This window comes from Paenibacillus sp. DP01, assembly GCF_044784315.1.
In the GTDB taxonomy this organism is placed as follows: Bacteria; Bacillota; Bacilli; order Paenibacillales; family Paenibacillaceae; genus Paenibacillus; species Paenibacillus polymyxa.
Window position 1 is genome coordinate 5531822 of sequence record NZ_CP173059.1, and the last position, 13060, is coordinate 5544881.

Consider the following 13060-nt stretch of genomic DNA (forward strand, 5'->3'; position numbering starts at 1 on the left):
CGGTTGCTAACGCAAAATGTCATATTTGTCCACCTTGAGTGTGCAATAAATTCTTCTTTTTATGCAACCGCTTGCTCTATACTATTTTTGTAGACGTTTACAAAATGTTGTCGAATTAGACTATGCTTTTGGGGAGGATGATCGGTTTGACCTTGTATCGAAGTCTATGGAAAAAAGGGTGTATGCTTCTACTAAGCCTTGTGCTGTCTCTGACCGCCTTCATTGGCTCACCCTCTAATACGGCGAGCGCTGCGGTTGCAGATGATTTTCAAGCTTCCGTTATGGGACCGCTGGCGAAAATCAATGACTGGGGTTCCTTTAAAAAGCAGCTACAAACGTTGAAAAACAATGGCGTATATGCCATCACTACCGACGTCTGGTGGGGCTATGTAGAAAGTGCAGGAGATAACCAGTTCGATTGGAGTTACTACAAAACCTATGCAAATGCCGTGAAAGAAGCGGGACTGAAGTGGGTTCCTATTATCTCTACGCATAAGTGTGGAGGAAATGTGGGAGATGATTGCAACATCCCACTGCCAAGCTGGCTGTCAAGCAAGGGCAGTGCAGATGAAATGCAGTTCAAGGACGAAAGCGGCTATGCCAATAACGAAGCCCTTTCCCCATTGTGGAGCGGGACTGGCAAACAATATGACGAGTTGTATGCCTCATTCGCTCAAAACTTTGCCGGGTATAAAAGTATCATTCCCAAAATTTATTTAAGCGGCGGTCCTTCCGGGGAATTGCGCTATCCGTCCTACTACCCGGCAGCGGGCTGGAGTTACCCGGGACGGGGCAAGTTCCAAGCCTATACTGAAACAGCCAAAAATGCATTCCGTACAGCTATGAATGACAAGTACGGATCATTGGACAAGATTAATACTGCTTGGGGCACCAAGCTTACCAGCCTTAGCCAAATCAATCCACCGACCGACGGGGATGGATTTTACACGAACGGCGGGTATAATTCCGCGTATGGAAAGGATTTTCTGTCGTGGTACCAAAGTGTGCTTGAGAAGCATCTAGGTGTCATCGGAGCAGCTGCCCACAAGAACTTCGATTCTGTGTTTGGTGTCCGGATTGGGGCCAAAATTTCCGGTCTGCACTGGCAGATGAACAATCCTGCCATGCCGCACAGCACAGAACAAGCAGGTGGATATTATGATTACAACCGTCTCATTCAGAAGTTCAAGGATGCCGATCTAGACTTGACATTTACTTGCCTGGAGATGAGTGACAGTGGCACAGCACCGAATTATTCGTTGCCGTCCACCTTGGTTGATACCGTCTCCTCCATCGCGAATGCCAAGGGTGTTCGCCTGAATGGTGAAAATGCACTCCCGACAGGCGGCAGCGGCTTCCAAAAAATCGAGGAGAAAATCACGAAGTTCGGTTATCATGGGTTTACGTTATTGCGCATCAGCAATCTCGTCAACAATGACGGCTCACCAACCGGTGAGTTGAGTGGATTCAAACAATATATCATCAGCAAAGCCAAGCCTGACAACAATGGCGGTACAGGCAACAAAGTAACGATATACTATAAAAAAGGCTTCAACTCGCCTTACATTCACTACCGTCCGGCTGGTGGTAGCTGGACTGCTGCACCTGGTGTGAAAATGCAGGATGCCGAAATTAGCGGCTATGCTAAAATTACCGTCGATATCGGTTCTGCCTCGCAATTGGAAGCCGCCTTTAACGACGGCAATAACAACTGGGACAGCAACAACACCAAAAACTACTCGTTCAGTACAGGCACTTCTACCTACACGCCTGGTAACAGCGGCAATGCAGGAACGATTACATCAGGCGCTCCAGCGGGCACAAATCCCGGGGATGGCGGCGGTACAGCTAACAAAGTAACGGTATACTACAAAAAAGGCTTCAACTCACCTTACATTCACTACCGTCCGGCTGGCGGTAACTGGACTGCTGTGCCTGGCGTGAAAATGCAGGACGCCGAGATTAGCGGCTATGCTAAAATTACCGTCGATATCGGCACTGCCTCCCAATTGGAAGCTGCTTTTACTGACGGCAATAACAGTTGGGACAGCAATAACACGAAGAACTACCTTTTCAGCACTGGCACTTCTACCTACACACCCGGCTCTAACGGAGCCGCAGGAACTATCCGAACAGGGGCACCTTCAGGGAGTGTCCTCAGCGTAGTGACTTCCACCTACGCAACCGACCTCAACGAAGTTACAGGACCTATCCAAACAGAAAAACTTTCAGGTGTATCCTTAAACGTAAGCACTTCTACCTACGCACCCAACTCTAACGGAGTTGAAGTAACAGCTCAAACGGAGGCGCCTTCGGGCGTCTTCACCCCTATGGATCTGGGTACCCTCTCCAAGCCCACCTCCCTCAGCACAGACTGGAGCAAACAGAGCATTTATTTTATCATGACAGATCGTTTCAGCAACGGTGATCCATCCAATGATAACTACGGTGGCTTCAATTCCAACAACAGTGATCAGCGCAAGTGGCATGGTGGCGATTTTCAAGGTATTATTAACAAACTCGACTACATTAAAAATATGGGGTTTACCGCGATCTGGATTACTCCAGTAACGATGCAAAAGAGTGAATACGCTTACCACGGCTATCATACGTATGATTTTTATGCAGTAGATGGGCATCTCGGAACAATGGACAAGCTCCAAGAGCTGGTTCGCAAGGCACATGACAAAAATATTGCTGTGATGCTGGACGTAGTTGTGAATCACACAGGTGATTTCCAACCGGGGAACGGGTTTGCCAAGGCTCCTTTTGACAAAGCAGACTGGTATCATCACAATGGTGACATTACAGACGGGGACTACAACTCCAACAATCAATGGAAAATCGAAAATGGTGATGTAGCTGGACTGGATGACCTAAATCATGAAAACCCCGCTACCGCAAACGAGCTTAAAAACTGGATCAAATGGCTGCTTAATGAGACAGGCATCGATGGACTGCGGTTGGATACTGTCAAGCATGTACCGAAGGGTTTTCTAAAGGATTTTGACCAAGCCGCCAATACCTTCACCATGGGTGAAATTTTCCATGGCGACCCTGCTTATGTGGGGGATTACACCCGGTATCTCGATGCCGCATTAGATTTTCCGATGTATTATACAATCAAGGACGTATTCGGACACGATCAATCCATGAGAAAAATCAAGGAGCGCTACTCCGATGATCGTTACTATCGCGATGCCCAGACCAACGGTGTATTTATCGACAATCATGATGTAAAACGTTTCCTGAATGACGCCTCCGGCAAGCCGGGTGCTAACTATGACAAATGGCCACAGCTCAAGGCCGCTTTGGGCTTTACTCTGACATCTCGCGGGATTCCAATTATCTACCAAGGCACAGAGCAAGGCTATAGTGGCGGAGATGATCCCGCCAATCGGGAGAATATGAATTTCAACGCCAACCATGACCTGTATCAGTACATCGCTAAGCTGAACTATGTGCGCAACAACCACCCTGCTCTGCAAAACGGTAGCCAAAGGGAAAAATGGGTGGACGACTCCTTTTACAGTTTCCAGCGCTCTAAAAATGGCGACGAGGCCATTGTATTTATCAACAACTCCTGGAATAGCCAAACCCGCACAATTGGCAACTTCGATAATCTGTCCAACGGAACCCGCCTGACTAACCAGCTGAGCAACGACTCCGTTCAGATTAACAACGGCTCGATCACCGTAACTCTCGCTCCAAAGGAAGTTAAAGTTTTCACCAAGTAACAGTCACATTCAGTTACATTGATTATTCAGATGTGCTAAAATAAGTTATAGAAGGATATACTAAAAAAGAGCAAGGATGCTGGTAACATCCCTACTCTTGGCAACAGCCGCTTTGAAGAGCGGTCGGCTGAAAAGGGCTAGCTATTAGAAATAGACCGTGTTTCCCTCTCCAGGGCGGTCTATTTCTTTTTGTTTTGGTTCATTGCAATAACAATCGTAACGATTAATCCAATCAACGCTATTAATAGCGTGCCGAACATCATCATTAATGTCAGAGCATCCTTAACCTCCACAGGCATCACCTCCCTTCCGGGAGACTTAGCCGACCGCCCACCTAAGCCATTCTGTTGTTACTGGAATTATAGCACGTAAATCCATCCTTTTGCGACAACGTTTTACAGCTTTATCAAACTAATCTCATGTGAACACTCATCGTCCTTTGTTGCTTACACATTCTACTTTGTCTCTATACGGATATAGCTTCTTAACGCCAATAAGAGCCCCAACACAAAAATGAAACAAATACTGATGACTCCTCCAGGGACATTCGTAAATGTTCTGCCCAGTGTGCCGTGCGGAGAAAACAATAGCGGCACGGTCCATGGATAAAAGGTATTTCCAGGTGTATTAACCAAAACAAAATTTAAACACATAACCGTACACATCCCCATAATGGCGGGCACAAATTTTCTCCAGCGAATGGCGAAGAACGTGATGACCGGGATGAGCATAGCGTGCATAAGAATCATTTTTGGCGAAGATCCCCAGCTGATATATAACGATTTCAAAGGTTAGCGGTCTGGTCGTAATTAACATACCCAACAGCGCAGATAGCCCAAATGCCAACAGAAGACTGACAGCGATGTACATATAAATAACAAGCAGCTTGCTGAAGTAAAGACGACTCCGACGAACCGGGCTTGTGAACAAGGCCATATGGGTCCTCTCTTGATACTCCCTCGCATAGATATAGCAAGTCAAAATATAGTAGCTCATATACCCAGTCAAAAAGTTAATAAGAATAACAACACTCATAAAGTAGTCATTCCAACCATCACGGTCAATGGAATATTTGGTACTTCCCGTATAACTATAGAATTCCAAAGCAATGGTTAATGCTAAAATAATAATGCTTAACCAAAGAATTTTAGTTCCTTTCATCTTCAAGCACTCTGCTTTAAACAGGTCAAGCATAGTAACCCTCCTCTCAAAAACTCTCCATTTAGTCTCTTCTTTGATATGCCCATAAGGATAAAAACAATCCAAGAAGAAAAGTTATGGATAAACTCAACCACGCTATGAGAGTATTGACGTATATGATCGCACTTCCTTCATTGGGAGACAAAAGATAGGGTACAATCCACGGATACCATTCACTTTTGTACATAAAATTCAAAAATATAACAGTACAAACTACGAGTACAACCACCATAATGCTTTTCCAGCGTATAGCAAAAAAAGAGGCGACCGGGATGAGCATCGCATGCATCACGCACATTTTGGCAAATACCTGGATTTGATATACCCAGATAGCCATCGTTAAAGGCCGATTTGTAATGAACATGCCTAATACTGCAGACAGAAACAGAACGATAAATAGCGACACAATAATAAACCCATAAATAATGATCAATTTACTAAAATAAAATTTAACCCTGGTGACAGGCGTAGTAAACATAAACAGATGCGTATTTTCCTGGTACTCTCTCGCAAAAATATGACCGGTTAATATGTAATAGCTAATAAATCCAGCTGCAATATTAACTAAGAAATCAATATTTGTAAAATAGTAGACCCAACCGAGCCTATCAATTGAATATCTATAAAAAATAGCGCTTAGAGCGAATTCCAACAGCACAATAGCCAGCAATATAATATAGCTCAACAAGAAGGCTTTAGAGCCTTTAAGCTTAATGAGTTCTGCTCTAATCATGCCGCCCACCCTCTCCTGAAATGAGAGTCAAAAAGTACTCCTCTAGCGTCTGCTTTGTGGTGTGTATCTCATAAACTGAAAACTGACGATCTATTAACTGTCTATTTAACATAGCTGTATTTTCAATTGGACTAAAAATTCTTAGTTGTTGTGGGGATATCAAATCAGATTTAAGTTGCTTCATGTTCTCATACAGAAACGCTTGTACTGCTTTTGCATCGTCTACCTTTACATCTGTATATTGCTCAAAACCTTCCTCTAACCGACTCAAACGATCCTCCGCTAACAGTTTTCCATTATGTATAATCCCGATGTGTGTAGCTAATTGTTGAATTTCGCTTAGAATATGGCTAGAAATAAGAATTGTTTTCCCTTGTTCCTCGCACAACTTCTTTAATAGCTGACGAATTTCCCTAATTCCAGATGGGTCCAGTCCGTTCGTCGGCTCATCTAATATAAGCAACTCAGGGTCATGAACAAGCGCCCTTGCAATCCCTAATCTTTGCTTCATTCCTAGGGAAAAATCCTTAAACTTTTTTTTGCCTGTATGTTCTAATCCTACCGTGGTTAAGGTTTGTTCAATTCTCCTATCATCCTGCACTCCCATGTACGTACAGCAGATTCTCAGATTATCGCGTGCACTCAAGTTTTCATATAGACCGGGTGTTTCAATAATTGTGCCAATCTTGGAAAAGATGGACGGGTAGTTTTTCTCCAACCGCTCGCCAAATAAAAAAACCTCCCCACTTGTAGGCTCAATCAGCCTCATCAGCATGCGGATGGTCGTTGTTTTGCCAGCTCCATTTTCACCTAGAAAACCGTAGATGCTGCCCCGTTCTACATGTAAGGAAATATCGTCTACAGCTATCGACATCCCAAACTGTTTGCGGAGTTCCTTCGTTTCAATAACATACTGCATTTCTTTCATCCTCCTATACACACCAAATACAACTATTATACAGATTTATCTATCCACAAAATGTAAAACTAATCACTATTATTCATTTGCGATCATTATCCCCATAAATACAAAACAGGCACCCGACGAAGCGTACACTTCGTTGCAGGTGCCTGTTTATATATAAACAACGTGGGAATACTTAGGCCTCAGTAGCCACGTTGATATTGTTCAGGTACGGAGGGCTTTTCGCCGCGCAGCGCCACCGCTGCATGAATCGCCCAATAAGGGTCGCGCAGCAATCCGCGTCCTACAGCGACCAGATCGGCATCCTTATTGCCGATTACAGACTGCGCTAAGGCTGGGTCATCCAGTATGCCGACGGCGATTACTGGGATGTTCAGCGCCTCGCGGATTTGGCGAGCAAACGGCACTTGATAGCCCGGGTAGTTGCCTGGTTTTCTGGCTCCAGCCGGGCCTTCTCCGCCCGAGCTGACATGGATCATATCTACGCCTGCAGCCTGATATGCGCGGCTCAGTTCAATAGCATGATCCACATCGTATCCACCATCTACGTATTCCACCGCGCTGATGCGGAAGATTAACGGCATACCCGCAGGCATTTGCTTACGCACAGCCTGAACGACTTCTACGCCGAAACGGGATAAATCCTTACCATACTCGTCATCCCGTTTGTTCGTAACTGGCGAGTGGAATTGGTGAATCAGGTACCCGTGTGCACCGTGAAGCTCGATTGTATCCACGCCTGCTTGAACCGCCCGGCGGGCAGCGTCTCCGAATTTTTGTACCATACCACGGACTTCCTCTGTGGTCAGTGCGCGCGGCTGTTTATAATTTGCATCCGGGTATGCAATGGCCGAAGGAGCCACCGGCTCTGCTGCATCCTCAGCTTTACGGCCTGCATGAGCAATCTGAATGCCAACCTTGGCCCCGTGCGCATGAATACCGTCAACCAGCTTTTTATACGCCGGAATATGTTCATCTGACCAAAGCCCCAGATCGTAATCCGTAATCCGCCCATCCGCTTCCACGTCCGTCATTTCTATAATAATCAGACCCGTGCCTCCAATTGCCCGGCTTAGGTAGTGGACATGATGCCAATCATTCGGAATTCCGTCCTTGGCTGTCACCGAGTATTGGCACATTGGGGCCATGACCACACGATTTTTTAACTCCAAATCTTTGAGTGTGTACGGTGTAAACAACGAAGTCTTCAAAACGCTCATCTCCTTTTTATCTCTACCACATAACTAAAAATGCGTTCCAAATTACACGGTCTATTATAAGCATAATCGGCACAGTCCAAACGAAACAAAGAGATTCCCCCAACCGGGGTATCCCTTCGTATTTGCACCTTGCAGTCATTATGTATATCGTAAGATTGTAGATATATTGCACACAATCTATTATCCACAACTTAATAACTTTTTGCAAGTAAATATTTAAATATTATTAAATATTTTTTTGTCTACATTTTTCCCGGCTCTTAGCCATAACACAAAAAGACGCCCTTACGGGCGCCTCTGCAAAACCAATTTTATTGCGCTGAGCCTAATTGGACCCATGCCTTCTCAATCTCTGCAACCGCCTGATCCTTGTTCATGTTACCACTGATATAAGCCTGCATCAGCTCACCAAATTTTTGGTGAAATGTATCCAGCGAGTAGTTGACAGACAGATCACCGGACTTGGATGTTTTCAAAATGCTATCCATTTCCTTAGGCATTTCCAGATCAGGAAGCGGTGCATCCTTAATTGGAGGAATCACCTTCGCTACCTGGGAGAACCAGTTCTTACCGTACTCCGAAGTGTACAGCCAGTTGAAGAATTCAATCGTTTCTTTGGATACTTCGGAGTCCTTGTTGATACGTAGCGCCTGATCCGCACCGGTAATGATGACCGATTGGTCCGCTTTGTCACTCACCGGATATCCCATGATGCCAATCTTGAGATCAGGGTTAATTTTCTTGATCGCTTCCTCATCCCACGCACCTTTACCCGTCATAAATGCAGCTTTTCCAGATGCAAAATCACTTACTCCCGCATTGCTGTCCCGTTCCAGCGGCTTATCTGTGCCATGTTTTACTGTCAGATCAATGAAGCTAAAGAAGTTGTTGTAGAGCACTGGATAGTCCTTGATTTTTGCTTTACCTGCAATAAAATCATCAACGAGCTGCTTTGGCTCTACCCCGGCATCCTGCGCAGCAGCATCTACATAGTGTTGGAAGATATGCTTCCATACCCACCACTCTTTATATGCATTAGCAAATGGAGTAATGCCCTTCGCCTCTAGCTTGGTAACAGCATCCTGCATCTCGGCAATCGTCTTCGGCGGAGAGGTTATTCCAGCCTTGGTAAGCAAATCTTTATTGTAAATCAAAGCAAACAGGTTCCCCTTGACTGGTAATCCCAGCACTTTGCCGTCACTGGAACTCATATTGGCCCGGACGGCATCCGTCATGGCTGCTGCCAGCGGTTCATTGGTCAGATCAGCGCTATAATCAGCATAGGTGTCGATGTCACCTCCGGCCGTGGTCTGGAACACATCCGGTGTACTGCCTGAAGCTATTTTTGACTTGAGAATGGTGTTGTAGTCTGCCTGCATGATCTCCAGATTGATCTTTACATTAGGCTTGACCTTTTTATACTCCTCAATATACGCGTTAAAGGCATCGGTATACTCCGGTGAGGCTGTAAACATGTTTATTGTAACCGTTTTCAAATCATCTTTGCCGCCAGTGCTTTCTTTAGCCGCATCTGTGCCACCACTACTTCCACATCCGCTCAACAAACCGACCGTCAAAAGAAAACTGCCGGATAACGCCATCATCTTCTTTAACATGGATACTCCCCCATCTGTTTGTGATCAACGTTCATGCGCTCATTCTAAAAAATATTGCCTCATTTAAAAAGGCAGATTAGTGAAGCGTTAAGGGTAAAAAAGTGGTTTATTGCAGGCTCACGCGATACTCTGAAGGTGACACCTGATAATAATTGCGAAAAGCCTTGCTGAAATAGTTTTTATCCTTGTAACCGAGCATATCGGAAATTTCCTGAATTTTCAGGCTGGAATCACCCAGTAGCTCCTTCGCCTTGTCCATTCTGACCTTCTGTACATATTCGTGAATGCCGTAACCAAATTGCTGCTTGAACAACTTCATCAGATATTCCCGGCTCAAAAAATAGGTTTCGGCAAAAAACGAGATTTTGATATCTTCAAAATAGTATCGCTCGATGTATTTTTTGATCTCTGTAATATCAAAGGGTTGGTTACCCGCCTGTGCATGTTGGACCCCGGCAATGTAGAGCTCCAGTATCTGGTATAGTCTCTGGCTGTAGTCGGCAAAGCTCACAAAATCAGCAGATAGCTCGCCTTCAATCACACGACCCAATTCCCCCAAAGTTCCCTCCTGATTAGACGCAGACATAGGCGTACCCAACTCAATCGCTGCTTCTCTCAGTAAAAAATGAAACTCCCGCAGCAATCGATCCGCATCCTGTAAACGGAAAATAGGACCTGTTGCCAATTGTTTCAGTAGATCGCCCAGGAGTACCTTTGCTCGGTTGGCCTGACCGGTCTGAGCATCCTTTTGGATCGACAACAGCCGATCCGTCCATGGCATTTCCTCTGACGTCCCCATTTGCCGCGGTACCGTATGGAGAATAGATTCCCCTTCCAGCTTCAACACATCTGTATTGTGAATGAACCTCTTGGCATCCCTATACGCAGAAGCCAGCTCCACTACGTCTGAACAGAGCTTGCCCACTCCGGCTGCTACCACCATACTGAACAGCCCATGCAGGTTCGCAACCGCCTTCTGTGCCACTTGTGCCAGTAGGAGGGACATATGTTCTTCTTGTCCTGGGGCCAGGGTACAGATCGAAACGACCTCACGCTCTCTTCGCGGATGGGGGAAGCTAAAACAACGCAACCGTTCATCTGATGTCTGCGCTAATACATTAGTTACGGCAAAATCCATCAGATCGACATCGCCATGAAAACGAGTCCTACGAATCTCATCCCTGTTCAGCAGCCGCAGCACAATCACCCCAAAGCGGTTCCCTAGCTGATCCGCTCCGATTAGTGGAAGCAACGCCGTATTGGCCTGCCTTTTAAAGCTGCCATCCAAAATGGATACATACAGCTTCTCTTTCAGCTTCGGCAAAGACATATTTAGCGTAATGTTTTGGTTAATGAACTCGTCTTGGCTTTGCTTGCGGGTTTCCAGAATGTCCACCGCCTTGCGCAGTGCCTGATTCAGATCCTGGCGATTGATAGGTTTGAGCAGATAATCTACCACCCGTGATTGAATCGCTTGTCGCGTGAACTCAAAGTCGTTGTAGCCACTAATGACAATGGTCAGCAGATGAGGATATGCCTTTTCGATCACACGAAGAAATTCAATGCCGTTCATCTCCGGCATTTTCATATCCACCATCACCACATCGATAGGGTGCTGACCGAGCAGTTCCATCCCCAACCTTCCATTCGTCGCCTCATAAATATGTTCGATGCCCAGACGATCCCAGTCTCCAACAATACGAATGGCCTCTCGTAACGGTTCTTCATCGTCAATAATCAATACGTTATACATGGTCGACTCCTCCCCGGGGAATTTGCATTCTCATTTCCGTTCCCGTTTCATCCGTAAGTATGAATAATCCTGCCTGATCTCCATACAAAAGCTTCAACCGTGTGTTCAAATTCTTCAAGCCAATATGCTCGCTCTCCCGCTCTTCCCATTTTTCGTGGAACGAATCCAACACTATTTTCAGCTTGTCCTCTGAAATTCCAGGTCCGTTGTCCCTGACTGCAATTGTAGCGTCTGTAGCACCCGATTCGGCTGAAATGACGATCAGAATGTCACTTGATACTTTTTCTAGTGCATGCTTGATAGAGTTTTCTACCAACGTTTGCACGGATAATCTCGGAATTGGCAGCTCCATCAGCGTGTCCTCCCATACCACTTCGACCTGAAGTCTCGCCCCGAATCTTGCCTTTTGCAGACCTATATATCGTTCAATATGCTTGAGCTCCTCGCGGGCAGCTACGATATCCTTGCCGTTGATGGAATACCGCAAAGTTTGGGCCAATGCATCCACCATATCCGCCATATCGAACATCTTCCGCTTTAATGCCTGTGTAGATATGGCTTGTAAGGCATTGTACAGAAAATGAGGATTAATCTCAGCCTCCAGCGCCTTGAGTATGGCATTCTTTTCAACCAGCTTCATGCGATAGCGCTCATTAATAAGTTCTTCGGTTCTTTGGACCATTTCGTTAAAGTGCAGCGACAAATATGCAATCTCGTCATGTCCCTTCACAGGAGCCCTTGCCTCAAAATCTCCGGTGCTGAACCGTTTCATCTGGGTAGATAGCTTATGTAAAGGTCGGGTAATTGCGTTCGAGGTCAGGGTCACCAAAATAATAGACACACCTAAAAATAAAGCCCCGATGACATAACTCCAATTCCGTGTGGTCGTAGCTGCCTCATAAATTTGGCGATATGGAATCGGCTTGATGAGCTGCCACCCGTCCTTTTCACCTGCATCATACACGACTAAATACTCCTGGTTGCTGTTGCTGTCTGACCACGTTACTTGTCCGCTTCCTCCCTCTCCGATCTGGGCCAATACGCCAGAATCACGCATTCGTTCATACAGCGGAAGGCTGTTCACATAAAAGGGAACCCGCTTGGGGCTGATTAGCATCAGTTGATCCCCTTTACCCAGTGGAATATTCCGCATGATTTCATCTACGGCGCTCGTGTTGTAATAAAAGGACAACACTGCCTGCGGGTGACGGGATGCAATCGATCTCAGCACTCGATGGTAAGCCATAAAGCTGGCTTGTGGCGCCACATAGCCCATATCAGAGCGGGACTCCACAAAGGATTGAAAAGATTCGTTAGCAGTGCTAGCCATCGCCTCTTTATACCAGGGAAGCTTGGGAATATCCGTGTTTATTCCTTTGCGTACTGTAATATTGTACGTTTCCCTAGTCACCACGTAGTATTGATGCCGGTCCGCCACATACAGATAAATCGCTTCCAGATCATTGCGGGAATAGAACATGTTGCGCAAGTAATTTTCAATGACCATTCGTGCAGCGTAGTCCCGGTTCTCATTGGCAATCGCGTTCATGATATCGTTATAGCGAAGCTGTGGAAGGGCCAACTGCTGCATTCCCTCCAAGTAATCCTCCAAATTCTGATTGACCAGCAGCAGATTATTCGTCGTGCTGGCGATGCTATGATTGACCGACTCCTTTTCAATCATCTGATAGGAAATAATCGTGAGTGAGCCCACCACCAGAATAATCACCGAGGTAAAAAGCAGAATGAGCTTGTTCACTAATTTTTGCGTAATCCGCCTCCACATGGATCGAAGGATTGTTCCTACATGCCCTGACATCATGATAACCGCCCCTTTTGAAAGCGTACACATTTTTACCCTCAACTGTTTTCTTAA

Annotated in this window: 9 protein-coding genes; 1 reads left to right on the forward strand and 8 read right to left on the reverse strand. The window is 45.8% G+C overall.

From position 1 onward, the window contains the following. The first annotated feature begins 146 nt into the window (after positions 1-146). Positions 147-3737 carry a family 14 glycosylhydrolase gene (locus tag ACH59B_RS24410; protein ID WP_404302904.1) on the forward strand — a complete coding sequence of 1197 codons (3591 nt, stop codon included), beginning with the start codon at positions 147-149 and terminating at the stop codon, positions 3735-3737. A 179-nt stretch (positions 3738-3916) separates the two neighbouring features. Here the strand turns inward: ACH59B_RS24410 and ACH59B_RS24415 are convergent, their stop codons facing one another. From ACH59B_RS24415 to ACH59B_RS24450, 8 genes are all read right to left on the reverse strand, one after another. Beyond that, the gene (locus tag ACH59B_RS24415) at positions 3917-4030 is read right to left on the reverse strand and encodes a putative holin-like toxin (RefSeq protein ID WP_221191701.1); all 114 of its coding nucleotides are present in this window, start codon (positions 4028-4030) and stop codon (positions 3917-3919) included. 334 nt (positions 4031-4364) lie between these two features. Then, entirely contained in the window at positions 4365-4931 is a 567-nt protein-coding gene (locus tag ACH59B_RS24420) for an ABC transporter permease (protein ID WP_318300785.1), read from the reverse strand. 28 nt (positions 4932-4959) lie between these two features. Continuing rightward, positions 4960-5670 carry an ABC transporter permease gene (locus tag ACH59B_RS24425; protein ID WP_123797791.1) on the reverse strand — a complete coding sequence of 237 codons (711 nt, stop codon included), beginning with the start codon at positions 5668-5670 and terminating at the stop codon, positions 4960-4962. Further along, entirely contained in the window at positions 5663-6589 is a 927-nt protein-coding gene (locus tag ACH59B_RS24430; protein WP_404302906.1) for an ABC transporter ATP-binding protein, read from the reverse strand. Before ACH59B_RS24430 ends, ACH59B_RS24425 begins: the two co-directional genes overlap by 8 nt. A 188-nt stretch (positions 6590-6777) precedes the next feature. Continuing rightward, positions 6778-7806, reverse strand: a complete 1029-nt coding sequence (locus ACH59B_RS24435) for an NADH:flavin oxidoreductase/NADH oxidase (RefSeq protein WP_016822649.1) — start codon at positions 7804-7806, stop codon at positions 6778-6780. Between the two features lie 320 nt (positions 7807-8126). Continuing rightward, positions 8127-9431: an extracellular solute-binding protein gene (locus ACH59B_RS24440; protein ID WP_404302909.1), complete on the reverse strand. Its 1305-nt coding sequence runs from the start codon at positions 9429-9431 to the stop codon at positions 8127-8129. A gap of 106 nt (positions 9432-9537) precedes the next feature. Further along, the gene (locus ACH59B_RS24445; protein WP_045244736.1) at positions 9538-11184 is read right to left on the reverse strand and encodes a response regulator; all 1647 of its coding nucleotides are present in this window, start codon (positions 11182-11184) and stop codon (positions 9538-9540) included. Then, positions 11177-13036: a sensor histidine kinase gene (locus tag ACH59B_RS24450; protein ID WP_045244737.1), complete on the reverse strand. Its 1860-nt coding sequence runs from the start codon at positions 13034-13036 to the stop codon at positions 11177-11179. The genes ACH59B_RS24445 and ACH59B_RS24450 overlap by 8 nt, the downstream gene beginning before the upstream one ends. Positions 13037-13060 lie beyond the last annotated feature (24 nt).

Coding starts and splice junctions, on each gene's coding strand:
- ACH59B_RS24420 (WP_318300785.1), bottom strand. CDS start 4,931: ATGCTTGACCTGTTTAAAGCAGAGTGCTTGAAGATGAAAGGAACTAAA.
- ACH59B_RS24425 (WP_123797791.1), bottom strand. CDS start 5,670: ATGATTAGAGCAGAACTCATTAAGCTTAAAGGCTCTAAAGCCTTCTTG.
- ACH59B_RS24430 (WP_404302906.1), bottom strand. CDS start 6,589: ATGCAGTATGTTATTGAAACGAAGGAACTCCGCAAACAGTTTGGGATG.
- ACH59B_RS24440 (WP_404302909.1), bottom strand. CDS start 9,431: ATGTTAAAGAAGATGATGGCGTTATCCGGCAGTTTTCTTTTGACGGTC.
- ACH59B_RS24445 (WP_045244736.1), bottom strand. CDS start 11,184: ATGTATAACGTATTGATTATTGACGATGAAGAACCGTTACGAGAGGCC.
- ACH59B_RS24450 (WP_045244737.1), bottom strand. CDS start 13,036: ATGTGTACGCTTTCAAAAGGGGCGGTTATCATGATGTCAGGGCATGTA.